This is a genomic window from Bacteroides sp. 4_1_36 (assembly GCF_003466325.1).
Taxonomy (GTDB): Bacteria; Bacteroidota; Bacteroidia; order Bacteroidales; family Bacteroidaceae; genus Bacteroides; species Bacteroides uniformis.
This window is the reverse complement of record NZ_QSOX01000001.1, coordinates 183,457-203,793: the sequence shown is the minus strand read 5'-3', so window position 1 is coordinate 203,793 and position 20,337 is coordinate 183,457. Positions and strand designations below refer to the sequence as shown.

15 protein-coding genes are annotated in these 20,337 nt (G+C 48.5%); 9 read left to right on the top strand and 6 right to left on the bottom strand.

From position 1 onward, the window contains the following. Nucleotides 1-2: 2 nt before the first annotated feature. From DXD65_RS00825 to DXD65_RS00810, 4 genes are all read left to right on the top strand, one after another. Nucleotides 3-1,292 (top strand): DUF3440 domain-containing protein, encoded by a 1,290-nt coding sequence (locus tag DXD65_RS00825; protein ID WP_008663311.1) that lies wholly within the window; start codon nt 3-5, stop codon nt 1,290-1,292. After that, nucleotides 1,289-1,822, top strand: a complete 534-nt coding sequence (locus DXD65_RS00820; protein ID WP_005825377.1) for an IbrB-like domain-containing protein — start codon at nt 1,289-1,291, stop codon at nt 1,820-1,822. The genes DXD65_RS00825 and DXD65_RS00820 overlap by 4 nt, the downstream gene beginning before the upstream one ends. A gap of 165 nt (nt 1,823-1,987) precedes the next feature. Beyond that, nucleotides 1,988-2,923 carry a UDP-glucuronic acid decarboxylase family protein gene (locus DXD65_RS00815; RefSeq protein WP_005825375.1) on the top strand — a complete coding sequence of 312 codons (936 nt, stop codon included), beginning with the start codon at nt 1,988-1,990 and terminating at the stop codon, nt 2,921-2,923. A gap of 41 nt (nt 2,924-2,964) precedes the next feature. After that, nucleotides 2,965-4,092, top strand: a complete 1,128-nt coding sequence (locus tag DXD65_RS00810) for a response regulator (RefSeq protein ID WP_005836562.1) — start codon at nt 2,965-2,967, stop codon at nt 4,090-4,092. A gap of 127 nt (nt 4,093-4,219) precedes the next feature. On the opposite strand, the gene DXD65_RS00805 is transcribed toward DXD65_RS00810, so the two are convergent. The 4 genes from DXD65_RS00805 to uvrB form a co-directional block, all read right to left on the bottom strand. Continuing rightward, on the bottom strand, nt 4,220-7,111 hold the full coding sequence (locus tag DXD65_RS00805; RefSeq protein WP_117887282.1) for a PD-(D/E)XK nuclease family protein: 2,892 nt from the start codon (nt 7,109-7,111) through the stop codon (nt 4,220-4,222). A gap of 43 nt (nt 7,112-7,154) precedes the next feature. Then, a complete protein-coding gene (locus DXD65_RS00800; RefSeq protein ID WP_117887281.1) occupies nt 7,155-10,454 on the bottom strand; it encodes a UvrD-helicase domain-containing protein in 3,300 nt (1,099 codons plus the stop codon). 132 nt (nt 10,455-10,586) lie between these two features. Next, nucleotides 10,587-11,642, bottom strand: a complete 1,056-nt coding sequence (locus DXD65_RS00795; protein ID WP_117588770.1) for a linear amide C-N hydrolase — start codon at nt 11,640-11,642, stop codon at nt 10,587-10,589. A gap of 87 nt (nt 11,643-11,729) precedes the next feature. Next, a complete protein-coding gene (gene uvrB, locus DXD65_RS00790; RefSeq protein ID WP_117681542.1) occupies nt 11,730-13,790 on the bottom strand; it encodes an excinuclease ABC subunit UvrB in 2,061 nt (686 codons plus the stop codon). 116 nt (nt 13,791-13,906) lie between these two features. On the opposite strand from uvrB, the gene DXD65_RS00780 reads away from it, so the two are divergent. The 5 genes from DXD65_RS00780 (at nt 13,907) to DXD65_RS00760 (ending at nt 17,512) form a co-directional block, all read left to right on the top strand. Then, nucleotides 13,907-15,205, top strand: a complete 1,299-nt coding sequence (locus DXD65_RS00780; RefSeq protein ID WP_005825361.1) for a phenylacetate--CoA ligase family protein — start codon at nt 13,907-13,909, stop codon at nt 15,203-15,205. Nucleotides 15,206-15,257: 52 nt separating this feature from the next. Next, nucleotides 15,258-15,683: an amino acid-binding protein gene (locus tag DXD65_RS00775; protein WP_005825359.1), complete on the top strand. Its 426-nt coding sequence runs from the start codon at nt 15,258-15,260 to the stop codon at nt 15,681-15,683. Nucleotides 15,684-15,872: 189 nt separating this feature from the next. Continuing rightward, a complete protein-coding gene (locus DXD65_RS00770; RefSeq protein ID WP_005825357.1) occupies nt 15,873-16,691 on the top strand; it encodes an outer membrane protein assembly factor BamD in 819 nt (272 codons plus the stop codon). A gap of 24 nt (nt 16,692-16,715) precedes the next feature. Beyond that, nucleotides 16,716-17,051 (top strand): DNA-directed RNA polymerase subunit omega, encoded by a 336-nt coding sequence (locus DXD65_RS00765; RefSeq protein ID WP_005825356.1) that lies wholly within the window; start codon nt 16,716-16,718, stop codon nt 17,049-17,051. Beyond that, nucleotides 17,051-17,512 (top strand): DUF4293 domain-containing protein, encoded by a 462-nt coding sequence (locus tag DXD65_RS00760; protein WP_005825355.1) that lies wholly within the window; start codon nt 17,051-17,053, stop codon nt 17,510-17,512. The genes DXD65_RS00765 and DXD65_RS00760 overlap by 1 nt, the downstream gene beginning before the upstream one ends. 169 nt (nt 17,513-17,681) lie before the next feature. Here the strand turns inward: DXD65_RS00760 and DXD65_RS00755 are convergent, their stop codons facing one another. Both DXD65_RS00755 and DXD65_RS00750 read right to left on the bottom strand, forming a co-directional pair. Continuing rightward, a complete protein-coding gene (locus DXD65_RS00755) occupies nt 17,682-18,383 on the bottom strand; it encodes a porin family protein (protein ID WP_008663316.1) in 702 nt (233 codons plus the stop codon). An 87-nt stretch (nt 18,384-18,470) separates the two neighbouring features. Next, the gene (locus tag DXD65_RS00750) at nt 18,471-20,261 is read right to left on the bottom strand and encodes a LysM peptidoglycan-binding domain-containing protein (RefSeq protein WP_117887280.1); all 1,791 of its coding nucleotides are present in this window, start codon (nt 20,259-20,261) and stop codon (nt 18,471-18,473) included. Nucleotides 20,262-20,337 lie beyond the last annotated feature (76 nt).

Sequence of the window (20,337 nt, the reverse complement as noted above, 5' to 3'; positions counted from 1 at the left end):
TTATGGCTACACCCAAAAATGTGTATGAACTGGCGCAAGAACGTCTTGATGTGATTTTTAGGGAATTTGACACGATATGCGTCTCTTTTTCGGGAGGAAAAGATAGTGGAGTGTTGCTGAATTTGTGCATAGACTATATCCGCCGGAACCGGCTGAACCGTAAACTGTGTGTATTCCATATGGACTATGAGATACAGTACAGCATGACCATTGATTATGTGGACCGGGTATTGGAGGCGAATAAGGATATATTGGAGGTGTATCGTGTTTGTGTGCCTTTCCGTGTAACGACTTGTACGTCGATGTACCAGAGTTACTGGCGTCCGTGGCAGGAGGATTTGGAGGACATTTGGGTAAGGAAGATGCCGAAAGGCTGCCTCACTAAAGAGACGTTTCCTTTCTACACTCCCGAAATGTGGGATTATGAGTTCCAGATGCACTTTGCCAAATGGCTGCATGAGAAGAAGGATGGAGTGCGTGCCTGCTTTCTCATAGGCATCCGTACGCAAGAGAGTTTTAACCGCTGGCGCAGCATCCATCTGAACCGGAAGTATCAGATGTACCACAATTACCGCTGGACCTCGAAGATAGGCAATGACATTTTCAATGCTTATCCCATTTATGATTGGAAGACGACGGATATCTGGACGGCCAATGGCAAATTCGGCTTTGACTATAACCATTTGTATGACCTATATTATAAAGCCGGAGTCAATATCGAACGCCAGCGTGTGGCAAGCCCTTTTCTTTGTGAGGCACAAGAGAGCCTGAAGCTGTATCGTGTCATCGACCCGAATACTTGGGGAAGAATGATAGGGCGGGTCAACGGGGTGAACTTTACCGGTATTTACGGAGGGACGCGTGCTATGGGGTGGCAGACGGTCCGACTGCCCGAAGGGTATACGTGGAAAGGCTTTATGCAGTTCCTGCTTTCCACCTTGCCGGAAGAGACCCGGAGGAACTACTTGAAAAAGCTTACCGTCAGCATTGAATTCTGGCGTACAAAAGGGGGGTGTCTGGCTGACGAGACCATCCAGAAGCTGAGGGATGCAGGAGTGTCCATTGAAGTGATAAATACCACGAATTACAAGACAAACAAGAAGCCGGTGCGCATGGATTATCTGGATGATATTGACATCGCGGAATTCCGGGAAATTCCCACTTATAAGCGGATGTGCATATGCATCCTGAAGAATGACCATGCCTGCAAGTACATGGGTTTTGCCTTGAACAAGGAAGAGGCATACAAAAGAGACAAGATAATGGAACAATTCAAAAATATGATGTTATGAGCGTAGATAAAAGTCCGGTATATAACGTAAGGGCAATTCCAATAGAGAAAATACAAGCAAACGATTACAATCCGAATGTAGTGGCACCGCCCGAAATGAAGCTTCTGGAGCTTTCCATCTGGGAAGATGGTTTCACCATGCCTTGTGTCTGTTACTATGATGAGGAAGAGGATAACTACATCCTGGTGGACGGTTACCACCGTTATCAGGTGTTGAAGACATCCAAAAGAATTTATCAGCGCGAAAACGGGTTGCTTCCCGTGGTCGTGATTGACAAGGAACTTTCCAACCGTATGGCGTCCACTATCCGTCATAATCGTGCCCGTGGTACGCATAATATCGAGTTGATGTGCCATATTGTTGCGGAATTGGACAGAGCCGGTATGTCTGATGAATGGATAATGAAGAATATCGGAATGGATCGCGACGAAGTGTTGCGTTTAAAGCAAATTTCGGGTCTGGCAGACTTGTTTGCGAACAAGAACTTCAGCATTCCGGATAAGAAAGAAGAGTATGTGGCGGATAAATAAATGAATATTTCAGGGGTGGATTTTTTAATCTGCCTCTTTATATTCATTAACAAGTGAAATATTTCGTTGCAAACTTGCATAATTTAGTCAAATCGCCTACATTTGTCAGCATCAAAACAAACAGAATAGGTCCTATGTGCTTTAAGGCACTATAAAAAACATTACATGAAGAAAATTTTGGTTAGTGGCGGTGCTGGTTTTATAGGTTCTCATCTTTGTACCCGATTGATAAACGACGGGCATCAGGTGATTTGTCTGGATAATCTTTTCACCGGTTCGGAAGGAAATATCACTCATCTGAAGAGCAATCCCCGCTTTGAATTTGTACTGCATGATGTGGAAACCCCTTATGAGGCAGATGTGGACGAAATCTATAATCTGGCTTGTCCTGCTTCTCCCATCCACTACCAATATGATGCCATTAAAACCATCAAGACTTCTGTATTGGGCGCCATCAATATGCTGGGACTGGCCAAAAAGACGAATGCCAAGATATTGCAGGCTTCTACCAGCGAAGTGTACGGTGACCCCGTTATTCATCCCCAAGTGGAAAGTTATTGGGGAAATGTAAATCCAATTGGCCTCCGTTCTTGTTATGATGAAGGGAAGCGTTGTGCCGAGACATTGTTTATGGACTATCACCGCCAGAATGGAGTGCGGATCAAGATTATCCGTATATTCAATACGTACGGTCCTCGGATGTTGCCGAATGACGGACGGGTGGTTTCCAATTTCGTGGTTCAAGCATTGCAGAACCAGGATATTACAATATACGGTTCGGGTAATCAGACGCGAAGTTTCCAATATGTAGATGACTGTATAGAAGGTATGGTGCGGATGATGAACACGGAGGACGATTTTATCGGTCCGGTAAACTTGGGAAATCCGAATGAATTCTCCATATTGGAACTGGCGGAAAAGGTCATTAGGCTGACGAATTCCAAGTCGAAACTGATTTTCAAGCCACTGCCTCATGATGATCCCAAACAGCGTCAGCCGGACATCACTCTGGCAAAGGAAAAGTTGGGCTGGGAACCGACTATAGAGCTGGAAGAGGGTTTACAGTATATAATAGAGTATTTTAAGGAATATCGTTCCTAACTAAATAGTAATTTTGATAACGGGAAAAACAATATAGAAAGATGAACATGGAAATAAATCCTTCCGAATACAAGATTCTCATCGTTGACGATGTGATGTCAAACGTTTTATTGTTGAAAGTGCTTTTGACAAATGAGAAATTCGCGATTGCTACTGCAAGTAACGGGCGGCAAGCGTTGGAACAGGTGGAAAAGGAAAATCCTGATTTGGTTTTGCTTGACGTAATGATGCCGGACATGAGTGGTTTTGAAGTAGCTCAACATTTAAAGTCAAATCCGAATACAGCTGATATTCCAATCATCTTTCTGACCGCACTGAATAGTACGGCAGATATTGTGAAGGGGTTTCAGGTTGGCGCGAATGACTTCATCTCTAAGCCTTTCAATAAGGAGGAATTGATTATCCGTGTTACCCACCAAATATCTTTGGTAGCTGCCAAACGGTTGATTTTGAGTAAGACGGAAGAACTGCAACGTACTATTGCCGGGCGTGACAAGCTTTATTCGGTGATTGCCCATGACTTACGTTCTCCGATGGGATCCATCAAAATGGTGCTGAATATGCTGATATTGAACTTGCCATCTGAGAAAATTGGCGCCGAAATGTACGAGCTTCTGACGATGGCTAATCAGACTACGGAGGATGTGTTTTCATTGCTGGATAACCTGCTGAAATGGACAAAGAGTCAAATCGGTAAGTTGAACGTGGTTTATCAGGATGTGGACCTCGTCGAAGTGACAGACGGTGTCATTGAGATTTTCAGTATGGTGGCAAGCCTGAAGAAGATAAGAATCCGCGAGATGAAACCGGAAAAAATGATGGTCAACGCTGATATTGACATGCTGAAGACAGTGGTCCGTAACTTGTTGAGTAATGCCATTAAGTTCAGTAAGGAGAACTCAGAGGTACTGGTGAAGATGGAGGAAGTAGATGGTATGGCAGTTGTCAGCGTCCAGGATTATGGCTGTGGCATCAGCGAGGAGGGGCAGAAGAAGTTGTTGCATACTGATACGCATTTCAGCACGTTCGGCACGAACAACGAAGAAGGCTCGGGACTGGGCTTGTTGCTATGCAAGGATTTTGTCGTGAAGAATGGCGGTAAACTGTGGTTTACTTCCAAGGAAGGCGAAGGCTCCATATTCAGCTTCTCTATTCCGGTGAAGAAGTGATAACGAAGAAAATAGAACGGATGGTCCGTTGAAGTAAAACAGACCATCCGTCAGACTCAAATAGACCGTCTGTTACGGTCGTGCAGACCATCTGTTTCTTATGAACGGATGGTCTGTTTTTTTATCTCTATCTCTTACACAGACTGCGGAAATCGCAATATTCACATTTCCGGGTATCCTCTGTTTGGCTGAATGTTTCTTCTTGGCTGAATATCTCCTGCAGGAGTCCGTGCAGCCGTTCGCGAAACTCGTCTTCGAAGAAAGCGAAGTTGTTGACCGGTACCTTGGGTTGTCGTGGCGCTCCCATTTCGATGACCGGGGAGTAGCTTTCGGAAGCTGCCCGGTGGATGTAGAGCAGGGAAGGGGCTACCTTCAGCGATTGCTTGCGGCAGAGGATGGCGGCGTACAGAAACGTCTGGAAAATATAGTTGGGACGGTTGTCGGCGGGAGTAAACAGTTGTTCTATATTTTCAGGAGTCTTGGGAGTACCGCCTGTCTTGTAGTCCACGATACGTAGCGTGTCTCCTTTGCTGTCCAGGCGGTCGATGGTACCGCCTATCTGTAAGGCAAGCTTTCCTTGCGGAGTATCTATTTCCATCATTTCTCTGACGTCCTGTTCCATACCCTCCATACGGAACGGGGCATATTGCAGGTCATTGCGCAGAAGCTGGCGCAGGTAAGAGGCAATGACTTTGGAATGGATAAGCTGCGTACCGTTATATTCCGGTTGCTCCGTAAGGGGCACATGGAAGAACTTTTCTTTAAAAGCATTGTCCACATAGGCTTGCAGGCGGACATCGTCTTTCAGTAACTGTTCCAGGTCTTCTTTACGTATTTCCCGTCCGTTGGTTGTCAGTTCGTTGTACACCAGTTCGGCAGAACGGTGGAAGATGGTGCCGAAGAGGGCGGAGTCTATTTCGGCGCTTACTTCATCGAGAGCCTTCAGGCCGGCTACGTATCGGTAGTAGAATTTCAGCCGGCAGTCCAGATAGGCATTGAGGGCAGAGGGGGAGAAGAACGCTTTGGGACGTCGGTGGATGTCGTAGGCGTCGAACATCTGTTGCAACATCTCCGGTGTCTTGTGAATCTCAATTTCCAGGGCTTGTTGTGGAGATTGTCCGGCTTCAAGGTACTCAAGGGAGATGTTGTGCGGCGACTCTACCAGGAATTGCAGCATGAAGCGGGACATCTCCCCGCGGTTCAGTCCGTCCGAAGAGATGTTATATAATAAGGTGACGTTTTCTGCCCGTTGGATGAGGCGGTAGAAGTAGTAGGCATAGACGGCATTCTTGTGTTCTATGGTGGTCATGCCGAAGGCCTTCCTCAGGTTGTAGGGAATGAAGGAGGAGTCGCCTCCGGCTTTGGGCAATTGCCCTTCGTTGAGGGAGAGCATGATGAGGTTACGGAAATCGAGGTTACGCGTTTCCAGCACCCCCATTACTTGCATGCCGATGGCGGGTTCTCCGTGGAAGGGAATGTTGGCAGAGGTAAGCAAGCGGTTCAGCAGTCGCTTCAGCGTGTCTGTGCGCACACCACTCAATTCGCCGGTCTCTATCAGGCTGAGCAGGCGGTTGACGAGGGTGTAGCTTTTGAACAGAGACTCGCGGTACAGCTGGTTGAAGATGTCTTCCACGTCTTTTTCCTGGCGGTAGAGGACGGCCACTTCGCGAAGCAGTTCGGTGAGGTAGCTGCATAGGGCGGCGATGCCGTTCTGTGGTGTAAAGACTTGTTCAAGGAATGCGTCCTGCTTCAGCTCCGAGGGAAGGGGATAGAAGCGGTTGTCCCGGGTAAGCTGTTTTTCCAGTGTTTCGGCATTGGGGGAAAGTTGCCGGGTGTAAGGGTGTTTCAGCAGCGTGATTACGGTTTCGTAGATGTATCGTCCGGTACCTGCATGGTAGCCGGTAGTCTGTAGCTCTACAAGGGCGTTGATAAAACTGTACACCGGAGTTTGGGCAAGGGGAAATCCCATTGTGATGTTGACGTTCTTTACCTCTGCCGGAATGGAGTGGAGGACGGGAAGCAGTAGGGATTCGTTGCAAAGGACAACGGCAGTGTCTTTGAATGAAGAAGGGGTTCTTAATTCTTCATTCCCCCTAATCCATTGCGGCAAGTAGCGGGCTTGTGCATTTTCGGTAGAAGCGGAGATAAAGCGTACGTTCTTGGGTTTCCGCAGTACATCAAAAGAAGTTTCGGGCAGTTGGTTGGGAAACAGCTTTAGGTTGCGGAGGATGAATTCGCCTGCTTCGTGGGTATAGGGCGGCTTTTGCTCAAGGGGAAGACGGGTGTAGAACACGTCGTAATCCCAATAGAACATTGCTTTCCCGGCATCCTGCAAGAGCTGGAAGAAACGGGTTTCTACTCTATTCAGCACGTTGAAGCCGACAAATACATAGCGGTCGTAGCGCAGTCGGTCGGTGTCGAGTTGCTCCATGACATTGCGGTACATCATGCCTTCGTAGGCGATGCCCAGTTCTGTAAGATTGCGGCGGTAGTGGCGGTAGATGTCGCCCAGTTTATCCCAGAGGGAGATGAATTTGGCTTTCAGCTCCGTGCGCTTTTCTATGGAAAAGTTCTGGAAGAACTGGCGGATGGCTTCTTCTTGTTCTTGGTCGAGGAAGTCGTAATTGTCCATAATGTTCTTCAGTTCTTGCAGGTTGCTGAAGAGTTTGTCGGCATCTACAAGGTTTTTGTCTACGTCATCGAAATCGCTGATGAGCAGTTCTCCCCAGAAGTAGAAGTCATCCAGAGTTTCTTCGCTGCGGGTCTCTTCGCGGAATACCTTATACAATTCGCATACCAGACGGATAGGGTCACCGGACTTCAATGGAGAGAGTTGCCGGAACAGTTCGCTGATGCTGACGTAGGCAGGCGACCACAAAGGGCGGTCCGTTTCAGCTGCCAGATATTCGTTGAAGAACAGACTGGCACGTTTGTTGGGGAAAACGATGGCGGTGCGCGAGAGGTCGTTTCCTATTTTGGCGTAAAGGTCGCGGGCGACCAGTTGGAGGAATGTTTCCATGATTTAGTTGATAATTGATAATTAATAGTGGATGGGGAGTGAGTTATACCGGTTCTATGTTGTTCTCCTCTACATACCACAAGTAACCTCGTATATTTTCTGCGACATACCCCATGCGGACCAGCAGTTGCATGTATCCCTGCACCTGCTTGTTGTACTTCTTGTTCGGCTTTCCGAACTTGAAGTCCACCACTACGATTTCTTCGCCACGCATCATCACGCGGTCCGGGCGGCGTGTCCGCAGTTCACCGTTTTCCTGCCAGATGATGTCGCATTCATTGAATAGCTGCCACGTTCCTGAATACCAGTCCTTGACTTGAGGCAGGGAGAAAGCGCGTTGGGTGAGGTTGCGTATTTCTTCTTCCGTCTCACTCCGTCCAATCACACCTTCAAAGACGAGCTGGCTGATGGCATTGTCAATGTCTTTTTCCGTTTCGATGGCAGAGAATAGGGTATGCAGCAAACGTCCCCGGTTGATGAAGCGCTGGCTGGACTCTGCTTCGTCCACTCCTGCTATGAAGTCTGCCGAACGGTTGGATTGCCGGAACTCGATGTCGTGGAGCATGCTCTCCATGTGGACGGGCAGTTTGACCGGCTTTTGTGAAAGTCTGTTGACTGGTTGCTGTTCGTAAACCTCAGGTTTACGTTCGCAGTATAGAGGTTTCTGTTCGTAGTATAGAGGTTTAGCTTCGTCGTTAGCAGGGTTGTCTGCGTCATGCTGTGAGACGGGGACGGGGGAAGGGCAAATCTTGCCGTTCTCGTATATGGAAGCCTCTTCGTCCCAACTGCCTGCTCCGTCTTTGGCTATGTGGGGCAGGGTGTTGGCAAGGAGTTCGGACATGGTTCCCTTCTGTTCCTTTCGGCTCCAGAGGATGAGGTTCTTGCCGGCACGGGTAAAGGCTACGTACAGCAGATTCAAATTGTCTACCCACAGCTGAAGACGTTCGTGCAGATAGTCCTGCCGGTATATGGATTCCGCCATGGTGGTGGAATAGTTCACCGGTACTAAGCTGATGGCATTATAAGGCTCTTCCGGTGGGGCGCACCACACCAGCTGGTTGTTGGTTTCGTTCTCCAGCTTCCAGTCGCAGAAGGGAATCAGTACGGTATGGAATTCCAGTCCTTTGGACTTGTGGATGGAGAGGATGCGTATGCCGTTCATCTCACCGCTGGGGATGGTTTTGCTGCAAAGGGTTTCGTCCCAGTAGCGGATGAAGCTGGCCAGTTCGGAAGAATTGCTTTGCAGATACTCCATCACAGCATCGAAGAAGGAGAAGAGGTAGGCATCTTGCTTTTCAATGCGGCTCATGCCGAAGATGCTGAACAGTTCTTCCAGTAACTCATACAAAGGCATCAAGCGCAGCGTTTCCCGTCGGGAGGTAAAGGTTTCGGGCAGGGGAGTGGCTATGATGAATCCCGACTGCTCGTCATTTGTCATTTGTAATTTGTAATTCTCCATCAGCGCAGCCTCCGCAATCTTGTTCTCCGGATTCGATAGGCAGCGCAGGGCATCCATCAGCATGCAGATGGCAAGGGAGGCATCCAGACGGAAAGCTTCGTCGGACACGACAGAAAGATGCAGTTCTTTGTCAAAATAGTCGGCTATCGGCGGGATATTCTTGTTCTTGCGGACAAGGATGGTGATATCATTCAGTGTTACGCCCTCTTCCAGCAGCCGTTGCACCTCTTCTCCTAAAGCGAGAAGGGTCTGCTCTGTATAGTTGTGTTCATCGTCCGGTTCAAGGAAGGTGGCTTTTACGTAGCCGTACTCCGTGCTCTTGGGCGATTCCTGCACTACGTCGGCATAAGCGCGTTTCAGGGGTAGGCAATCCTCTTTCAGTTCGTTCAGGTGTAATGCATTGAGGTAGTCTATGGCAGCGGTAAATACCTGGTTGTTGAAACGGATAATGTTGGTTTCGCTACGCCGGTTTGTTTTTAGGGTTTCCACACGGACGGGGAAGGAGTTTAAGTTTAATTCTTTATTCCCCAAGCTGTTCAGTATTCCCCAGTCCCCGTTCCGCCAGCGGTAGATGGACTGCTTCACATCTCCCACAATCAGACTGTCGGCTCCTTGCGAAAGTCCTTCGAGCAACAGCAGACGGAAGTTGTCCCATTGCATGCGGCTGGTGTCCTGGAATTCGTCAATCATGACGTTGCGTATGTTGGCGCCGATTTTCTCGAAGACGAACGAAGAGTCACCCTCGCGCACCAATTTGTGCAGCAGGGCGTTGGTGTCCGAAAGTAGAAAGCGGTTATGTTCTCGGTTCAGTGTACGTACCTCTTCGTCAATATGGTTGAGGAGTTGTAGTTTGTTGAGATGCTGGAGCGAGAGACGGCAACTGTTCAGGGTGCGGTTGCGTTGCGGACGCATTCTTTCGGCTTCCTGCAGTAGAGGTATCAGGCTGGTTTTTGCCAGACAGATGATGTCGTCCTTCCGTGAGGATGTTTTCGTTGCCCAGTTTTTTGCATCTGCCAGGCTGTTTTGCAGGGTGGCGTTCAGCACATCTTTGTCAGACAGTCTGCCGTCGCGCAGTTTGCGGAAGTAACTGCCGATGCCTCGGGCACCTCCTTTCAAGTCTTCGGGAGTGAGGGCATGCCCTTCCAGTTCGCCTTCAAACTGGTCGTAGAAACTTTTCATCTGTTCCAGAGCCTCGGTTTCCATATCGCGCAGCACATCCCGGTAGAGTTTCAACGTGTTCGGAGTACGAAGGCATTGCCGTAGTTTTTCGCCGCGTTCTATGTAGCTTTCATCGAAGATGTTTCGTCCGAAACTTTTCACCTCATTCGATACGTTCCAGCGTTTGTCGTCGCGGATGCGCTCGTCGATGTAGTCCAGGAGCCATGCCAGCACGGGAGAAGTGGGGGTAAGCTTCTCGATGAGGCTGTCTACGGCATCACTCAGCACTTCACTGTTGTTCAGCTCTATGTTCAGGTTAGGACTCAGTTCCAGTTCGCGGGCAAGGTTGCGCATCACAGATTGAAAAAAGGAGTCGATGGTTTCCACGCGGAAACGGCTGTAGTCATGCAGCATGTATTGCAGTGCCATGCCGGCCCGTTGACGAATCTCCCCGTCCGTCAATCTGTCCCCGCCTTCTTCTTTAATTTTTAATTTATAATTTTTAATTCTCTCCAAGTATGCTTCGGAAGAAGGTGCTCCCTTCCAGATACCGTAAAGCTGTGTCAGTATGCGCTCCTTCATCTCTGCCGTAGCCTTGTTGGTGAAGGTTACGGCAAGTATCTGCCGGTAGGCGCGTGGATTGATTATCAAATGCTTGATGTATTCCACAGCCAGCGTAAAGGTCTTGCCTGAGCCGGCAGAGGCTTTGTATACTAATAATTCCATGTAAATTGCTGCATTGAGTATGTATCTGCAAACGTACACAAAAATAATGAGAAAAATAAATGCTTCCCTGCTTTCTCTTATAGAAAGAAGTGGGAAGCATCCATTATTGAGGGGCTATGTGTAGGGGCTGTGCTACATTACCGGCGTCTGGAAAAGAAATACAAATCCTTTGCTGTCTTTCAAATCCTTTATGGCATCTCCGGCATAGATTTCTCCGTTTGTCAGTGAGAGTTTCTTGATTCCTGCATTCGGGCTAAAATCGATTTTCTTCAGGTCGAGCCAGAACAAGTTAGGGGTCAGTGTGGACTCAAAATAATATACTTTGTTCTTCTGGTCGGATACAGAACGCCAACGGGTGGAGGAGATATGGGGCTTGTCCGGTGTGGTGATACCGAACGGTACAGAAACATTGCGCATTACGCTCAATACACTGGGTACAGCAATCTTTGCATCCGCTGTTTGCGGAATGGCATTGATGTAGAACGATGCGCGTACAAAGCGGTCACTGGAGCGGTTGGTTCCCGGCAACATATTCAGTCCGCCTACCTCTTTCCAATAGTCGTTGATAGCCAGCTGGAGTTCATATTTGGGAGAGTTGGTCATTACTTGATACTGCTTGCCTTCATGTATCTCAAGGTTTCCGTCTATGTATTCCAGGACAGCCGTGTTTCCGGTTTCATCTGTGATGGCCAGATGCAGGGTGGAAGCGGCTCCGTTGGGCAGGTCTGGTGCATCAATGCGGAAGGATTCTTTTTTCAGTTCATCCACAGCTTCGCGTACGGTTGCAAAATTGTCGAGTACGTATTGCGTCCAGATACTGATGCCCATAATCGGGCGGTTGTCTCCCGGGCGGTGGTAAACGGACTCCGGAAGGAAGAGCAGGCTGGCAACCAGACCTTTCTCGTTCATACCGTCGCAGGTACCTATGTCATAACCGGCGGCAATGACGCTACCGTACTTGGAAGTCCAGTTCACTGCATTCCCTTTGTTGTAGCCTGCCCTTTGCATGCCTCGTGGGAATACATAGATGTTACTCATAAGGTCTTCTTTCCAGTCCATCGTACGTCCTGTAATGACTGTATTGTCAGGACCGATGTAGGTGGCTCGGGTACACGCTTCTGTTTGTTGCACACTCATGGAGGCTATGGCAGCCAGTGCAACAGCTATTGTCTTTATTGGTTTATTCATCTCGCTTTTGTCTTTATGAATTAATACTCTGTTTCATAGAATAACAAAAGGAGGGGAGTATAGTTTGAGAAAAAGAGGTGAAATCCCTTACTCGTCTTTTTCTTTCAGCAATTCCTCCATCTTCAGCACCTCGTCCCGATACTGTGCGGCTTCGATAAAATCGAGTTTCTTGGCAGCCTCCTGCATAAGCTTCTTGGTACGTTCGATACTCTTTTCCAGTTGCTTGCGGCTCATGTACTGTACTATAGGGTCGGCAGCCATCGTAGATGTACTTTCTTGTTCCACATAGGGTCGGGGAGTGCTGGAAGTGAACTTCTCGCTGCTGAGGACGGCTTCGCCGGAAGCCTCGTTGGTGGCAAACACATTGAGGTTCTTGGCTTTCTTGATTTGCTGTGGTGTGATGCCGTGCTCTTCGTTGTACTTCAACTGCTTCTCGCGACGGCGGTTGGTCTCGTCGATGGTCAGTTGCATGCTGTCCGTTATTTTGTCGGCATACATGATGACCATACCGTTCACGTTACGGGCGGCACGTCCGGCAGTCTGTGTCAGTGAGCGGTGGGAACGAAGGAAACCTTCCTTGTCTGCATCGAGAATGGCAACGAGAGAGACTTCAGGCAGGTCGAGTCCTTCACGCAGCAGGTTGACACCGACAAGTACATCGTAAATGCCCTCGCGCAAGTCACCCATAATCTTCACACGTTCCAAAGTGTCTACGTCGCTGTGGATATAATTACACTTCACGTTGTTGTTCAGCAGATATTCCGTCAGTTCTTCAGCCATTCGTTTGGTGAGGGTGGTGACGAGGGTACGCTCGTTCTTCTCGATGCGTGCTTGGATTTCTTCCATCAGGTCGTCTATTTGGTTGTGGCTGGGACGCACCTCAATAATGGGGTCTAACAGTCCCGTCGGGCGGATGACTTGTTCTACTACGATGCCTTCGGATTTCATCAGCTCATAGTCTGCCGGTGTGGCGCTGACGTAAATCACTTGTTTGGCCATCTCTTCGAATTCATCGAATTTCAGCGGGCGGTTGTCCATGGCAGCCGGTAGGCGGAATCCGTACTCCACCAGGTTTATCTTGCGGGCGCGGTCACCTCCGTACATGGCACGTATCTGCGGGACGCTGACGTGGCTTTCGTCAATGACTATCAGGAAATCTTCGGGGAAGAAGTCCAGCAGGCAGTAGGGGCGGGTACCGGCAGCACGCCCGTCAAAGTAGCGAGAATAATTCTCAATGCCGGAGCAATGTCCCAATTCGCGTATCATTTCCATATCATAGGTCACCCGTTCCTGCAAGCGTTTGGCCTCGAATGGGCGGCCTTCGTTTTCAAACCATTGCACCTGCTTGTGAAGGTCATCCTCTATTTCGTGTATGGCACGCAACGTGGCTTCCTTGGTGGTCATGAAGAGGTTGGCGGGATAAATCTTGTAGGCATCGAACTTGGCGACGGTAACGCCGCTCATAGGGTCCACTTCCTCAATACTGTCTACCTCGTCTCCCCAAAAGGTGACGCGCAGCAAGTTGTCGGCGTAAGCCAGATAAATGTCCACCGTATCGCCTTTCACGCGGAAATTGCCGCGGTTCAGGTCAATGTCGTTGCGTACGTAAAGACTGTCCACCAGGCGTCGCAGGAAGACATTGCGACTGAAATTCTTGCCTTGCTGTACTTCGATGACGTTGTTGTAGAAGTCTGCCGGATTCCCCATGCCGTATATGCACGAAACGGAGGATACCACCACTACATCTTTCCTGCCCGAAAGCAGGGCGGAGGTGGCGGCAAGGCGCAACTTGTCTATCTCGTCGTTGATGGCGAGGTCTTTTTCTATATAGGTGTCCGATGATGGCAGGTAGGCTTCGGGCTGATAGTAGTCGTAGTAGGACACATAGTATTCCACGGCATTGTTCGGGAAGAATCCCTTGAACTCGCTGTATAACTGGGCAGCCAGCGTCTTGTTGTGGCTCAATATCAGCGTTGGCTTGTTGATGTTGGCAATGACGTTGGCTATGGTGAATGTCTTTCCGGACCCGGTGACACCAAGCAGTGTCTGTGCGGGAAGTCCCTCGCGCACGCCCTCGGTCAGCTGTGCGATGGCCTCCGGCTGGTCACCGGTGGGCTGGTAAGCGGATGTCAGTTCGAATTTGTTCATTTTCTCTTCTTAGGAGCGGCAATATTCGGTAAAATCTTTGAGATAAACAAAATTTTTTTGTTTACTTTGCAGCTATATTGATAACAACCATTAATAATTGTAATACAACGAAGAACATGATTTGGAATGAAAGCATCGAATGCATGGATCGCGAAAGCCTTCGTAAAATCCAGAGCATTCGTCTCAAAAAGACTGTGGAGCGTGTGTATCATGACACTCCTTTTTATCGTAAGAAAATGCAGGAACTGGGAGTTACTCCCGATGACATAAACAGTATAGATGATATTGTAAAACTGCCTTTTACTACCAAGTACGACTTGCGGGACAATTATCCCTTCGGCCTCTGTGCCGTACCTATGAGCCAGATTGTGCGTATTCATGCCTCTTCCGGCACAACCGGAAAACCCACTGTGGTAGGCTATACCCGAAAAGACCTTTCAGCATGGTCCGAATGCCTTTCACGGGCCTTTACCGCCTATGGTGCCGGTAGCTCGGATATTTTCCAGGTGTCCTACGGTTACGGACTTTTTACCGGCGGACTGGGTGCGCATGCCGGTGCCGAGAATATCGGCGCTTCCGTCATCCCGATGTCCAGCGGCAATACGGAGAAGCAGATTACACTGATGCATGATTTCGGTTCTACCGTACTTTGCTGCACGCCCTCATACGCCCTCTATCTGGCAGATGCCATCAAAGACTCCGGTCTTCCCCGTGAAGAGTTTAAGTTGAAAGTGGGAGCTTTCGGCGCCGAGCCGTGGACCGAAAGTATGCGTCGGGATATTGAAACCAAGCTGGGTATCAAGGCATTTGATATTTATGGGCTTAGTGAGATTGCCGGTCCCGGTGTAGGTTACGAATGCGAGTGCCAGCACGGTACCCACCTCAATGAAGACCATTACTTCCCCGAGATTGTAGACCCGAAGACCCTCGAACCGGTTGCCCCTGGAGAAACCGGCGAATTGGTGTTCACTCACCTTACCAAAGAGGGGATGCCGCTGTTGCGCTACCGTACCAAGGACCTCACCGCCCTGCACTACGATAAGTGCTCCTGCGGACGTACACTGGTTCGTATGGACCGCATCTTGGGACGTAGTGATGACATGCTGATTATCCGTGGTGTCAACGTGTTCCCCACGCAGATAGAGTCCGTTATCCTCGAAATGCCGGAGTTCGAGCCTCACTACCTCTTGCTGGTAGACCGCAAGAACAATACCGACACCATGGAGTTGCAGGTTGAGGTTCGTCCCGAATACTATTCCGATGAAATCAACAAGATGCTGGCTCTGAAGAAGAAGCTTGTGGCCCGCCTGCAGAGCGTACTCGGTCTCGGCGTAGATGTCCGTTTGGTAGAACCGCGCAGTATTGAGCGCAGCGTAGGCAAAGCCAAGCGCGTCATCGACAACCGCAAATTGTAAATCGCCAAATTGTACATGGTAAATCGTAAATCGTCAAATAGTAAATAAACCTATGGTAGCAAAACAACTTTCCATTTTTCTGGAGAACAAGTCCGGTCGCCTCACAGAGGTGACTGAAGTTCTTGCAAAAGAAGGTGTCAACCTTTCTGCTCTATGTATTGCAGAGAATGCCGATTTCGGTATCCTTCGTGGCATTGTTTCCGAACCGGATAAAGCATATAAGGCTTTGAAAGATAATCACTTCGCAGTGAACGTAACGGATGTAGTAGGCATCAGTTGTCCCAATATCCCCGGCTCATTGGCGAAAGTGCTCCGTTTCCTCTCCGATGAAGGCGTGTTCATCGAGTACATGTATTCCTTTGCCAATGGTGAAACGGCCAATGTCATCATCCGTCCCAACGACATGGATAACTGTATCCGTGTATTGACAGAAAAAAAGGTCGATTTGCTGGCGGCAAGCGAACTCTATAAACTGTGAAAACGAAGGATTAGGGAGGAAGGATTAGGGATGAGGACTATGCAGTTGATAGCACAGTCACTAATCCCTAATCCTTCACCATTCATCCCTAATTCCTGCCCGTTCGTCTGGTTTTTGAAAAATTAAGGCTCGTATCGTTGCTTTATTCGATGCGAACCTCTATCTTTGCGCATTATTTGAACAAAAGTAATGAAGAAGAACATCCTAATAACTCTGCTTGCAGCATTGCTGCTCTCCTCGTGTGGAGAATACAACAAATTGCTGAAAAGCACAGATTACGAATACAAGTACGAAGCGGCAAAAAATTACTTCGCAAAAGGCCAGTACAACCGTGCTGCTACTTTGCTCAATGAATTGATTGCCATTCTCAAAGGTACTGATAAGGCGGAGGAATCCCTCTATATGCTGGGCATGAGTTACTATAACCAAAAGGATTATCAGACTGCTGCGCAGACTTTCATTCAATACTACAACGTTTATCCCCGCGGCACATTCACTGAACTGGCACGTTTCCATGCCGGTAAAGCTCTATATTTGGATACTCCGGAGCCGCGTTTGGACCAATCCGGTACGTATAGCGCCATCCAGCAGTTGCAGATGTTTATGGAATACTTCCCGCAAAGCTCCAAGAAAGAAGAAGCGCAGAACATGATATTTGCCTTGCAGGACAAGCTGGTGATGAAGGAGTATCTGTCTGCAAAACTTTATTATAATATGGGTAATTATCTGGGCAACAACTATCAGGCTTGCGTTATCACTGCGCAGAATGCTTTGAAGGATTATCCCTATACCAACCTACGTGAAGATTTATCCATTCTTATCTTGCGTGCCAAGTATGAGTTGGCTGTGTATAGTGTGGAAGATAGAAGAGCCGAACGTTACCGTGAAGCGGTGGATGAATGTTATGCCTTTAAAAATGAGTTCCCCGAAAGTAAGTATATGAAGGAAGTCGACCGAATCTTTAAGGAAGCACAGAAAATGCTGGGAGAAGGAAGTGAAGAGCAATAATATAATAATACAATAGATAAATTTATGGATTACAGAAAGACAAATGCTCCTACTACTACGGTGACCCGTGATATGATGGAGTTGTGTGAGGATACCGGTAATGTATACGAAAGCGTAGCGATTATCGGAAAACGTGCCAACCAGATTAGTGTGGAAATCAAGAATGACCTTTCCAAAAAGCTTGCTGAGTTTGCCTCTTACAATGATAATTTGGAAGAAGTGTTCGAAAACCGGGAACAGATTGAGATTTCCCGCTATTACGAAAAACTGCCGAAGCCGACATTGATTGCAACGCAAGAGTATGTGGAGGGTAAGATTTACTATCGTAACCCGGCTAAGGAAAAAGAAAAATTACAGTAATGATACAACGTATTCAATCTGTTTATTTGTTGTTGGTAACTATCCTGTTGGTTGTGGCAATTTGCATGCCTGTAGGACAGTTCATCGGAGCGGACGGAGTGACAGCACATGTTTTCAAACCTCTGGGAGTGGCTTTGGCCGACGGAGGATTTCAGTCTACTTGGGGCTTGTTCGGGATATTGTTGCTCAGTGCACTTGTTGCCTTCTGTACGATATTCCTTTTCCGTAACCGTATGTTGCAAATACGCATGACGATTTTCAGCAGCATTCTGCTGATAGGCTACTACATAGCCTTCTGTGTATTTATGTTTATTTTGAAGGGTGATTTGGATGCAATGACTTTCCAGTTGGGATGGGCGCTTTGCCTTCCGGTGGTAGCCATCATCCTCAACTATCTGGCCTTCCGTGCCATCTACAAAGATGAGGTGATGGTGAAGGCGGCAGACCGTTTAAGAAGATAAGAAGGTTTATCTACTTGATAATAACAAAAGGCAGACCACGTATTTCATTCGGAATACGTGGTCTGCCTTTTTTATCGTTTCCTCTTGAGGTTACAGTCGTTCCATTATACTGTTCCCATTAGAGGAAATTGTCGTTCCTACGTGTGGAAACGGGTGTTTCCTATAAGCATTACTTCTTCAAGTCGAAGAGATAAGTTATCTTGGCCGTAATGACTCCGTGTGCGGAGCGTGAGAAAAAGTCCTTCTTGGTGCTACCATAGAAATCGGATAAAGCATAGTAGTATCTTCCTTCTACGATGAAATTGCCTGCCTTGGTGCGCAGCTCTATGCCTGCTCCACCTGCAATGCCGTAGTCGAATTTGTTGTCTATGGCCTTGCCGTGCTGTTCCACGGTGATGTTGGTGTAGGATTCTGCTACAGTGCCGTCCCAGTCGCCGTCTATCTTTTCGCTGTCGCCAAGCAGGAAACCTATCTGCGGACCGGCATGGATGAAGAATTGCAAACCGCGGTCCTTGCCGAATGCCAGATGCGCCAGGAACGGTATTTCCACATAGTTCATGGTGCGGGTGTAGCTCAGTGTGGGATAGTCCTCGTAATACTCGTCCCAACCGTGTTGTGAGAAGTTCAGCTCGATTTGTGCACCGCAAATCATACTGAAGTATTTTTCGGAAATGTATCGGGCTGTTACACCGCCGTTGATACCCATCAGATTCTTCTGCTTGACAGAGGGAGAGAAGCTTACGCTATTCAGATTGATGCCTCCATTGACGCCCACAGCGAAGTTGTGGCGTTGCTCGCCCACCTGCGCATGCAGGGGCAATATACATGCACACACCAGCAGGGCGAATATGATGATTGTTCTCAGGTTCATGTTATAAGTTATAAGTTACGAGTTACAGGCTACAAGTTGATAGTTATATAGTGGATTATCAGATGATTAATCATTAATCCCTAATCATTAATCAAAGTCCAGCTTCACCAGCTCAAAATTCTTGGTGAAGTGCACAAAAAACACTTTCTTGTTGATGAAGCCCCCCCAGTTGTTTACCCGTTGGAACTTGAAGCCGGTCTGGATGGGCACCAGGTCCAGCCCCTGCATGTTCTTCTCGAAGGAAGAGCCATAGCGTGCAAGTCCTTTCAGGAAGAAATAACCGGTATCGAAGCCCAACATGCCGAATTTGGGATAGCGTTCGTCCATCTCCTTGCCATACCATCTGCGGTAGCTCTTGGTGAAGTTGATGGCGGCAGGAAGCAGGTTGTTGGTATAGAAAGAGGAATAGAAATAGGTGTCCAGTTCGAAGAAGGCTTCCAGGTGGTCTTTGGTGTAGGTCTGCCACTCCGGATAGCCGAACAGATGGACACGGCTTTCGGGTTGCTCGCGTACCAACAGCGTCAGTTGGGGAAGTATCTTAATCAATGTCAGGTTGCTGCCGGATGTGGGGATGAAGATATTCTCACGGTCCGTGCGTAATACTGTTTTCAGGGATTCTACAGTGACATCCTCTTTCAGGCTCTTCATCGGGATGGAACGGTTGCGCAGTTCGTCTTTCAGTCCCTTGATGAATTCTGCCTTGTCCTTGGCGCCCTGGCTGGCTTCAATGAAGATGACGTTGGCGTTGGGGAACTGGCGCACAAAGTGGTCGTACACCTCGGAGTACAGATAGGATTGGGGAGTATTTATCTGATAGACCGCCGGATTCTGGAATACCGTGTTGTCTTTCGATGTGAATGGTATCACCAGACGTGTGTCTTGTTTCTTGGCAAATTCGGCCAGCGGCTCGATGTGCTGTTGGTACAGAGGCCCGAATATGATGTCCATGTCCTTCATCTCGCTTTTGCCCAGAATGGAGTTCAGCGAGGCACTTTCGGGGCCCGAATTGTAAGTGTACAAGTCAATGGAAGTGCCGGTACGTTTCAGGCTGTCTACGGCCATCAGCAGGCCTTCGTAGTATTCCACCATACGGGAGGACTCACTCTTCGATACCCCGTCCAGGAAGGGAAGGATGACGGCAGCCTTGATGGTGCTGAAACGCTCTGTCTCTTTTCTGTTTTCACGAAACAGCTCGCTGTCGGTAGGTATTGCCTGCGACTGGATGCTTTGCTCCGTCTGTGCTTTGGGATAGGGAATGCAGAGGAAGGTTCCCTTCTTTATTTTGTTTTCGCCTTTTAATTCCGGGTTGGCGGCTATCAGTTCGGCTTCGCTGATGCCGTATTCACGGCTGATGCTGAATACGGTTTCTTTCCGCTTCACTTTGTGCATGTCACGGCATCGTGACTCTACGGGGCCGAGAATATTGTTGTTGGCAACCACAGTGCTGCTTTGTGTCTCAGCCGGGACTATGGTTTCGGCCTCGGTTGTGGAAGGAATGAGGATGACTTGTCCGATACGGAAATTCTCGGCGCTCAGTCCAGGGTTGGCGTCACAGATGGCTTTGGCAGATACGTTGTATTTCACAGTCAGCCGGTAGAGGGTCTCGCCGGATGCGATGGTGTGGTATGTTTCTTTTTGTGCGTTGGCGGCACTGCGGGGGATACGCAGCGTGCGTCCGATGAATATTCTCTCGTCACTGCCGGGATTCAGTTTGATGATGTCTGCCTGGCTGACGCCGTACATGCTGGCGATGGAGTAGAGACTTTGTCCTTTTTCGATGGTATGCAGGAAATAAGATTGGTTCTCTTGTGCCACTGCACCCAGCGTGCATGCGCCGGCAAGCAGCAGGGAGCAGATAATGCGGTTAATCGTTTTCATTCAGTAATCGTTGGTTTATGTTTACAATTTCCCAAAGTAGCTGCAAAGGTACGAATATTGTGGCATTTCTGCCAAA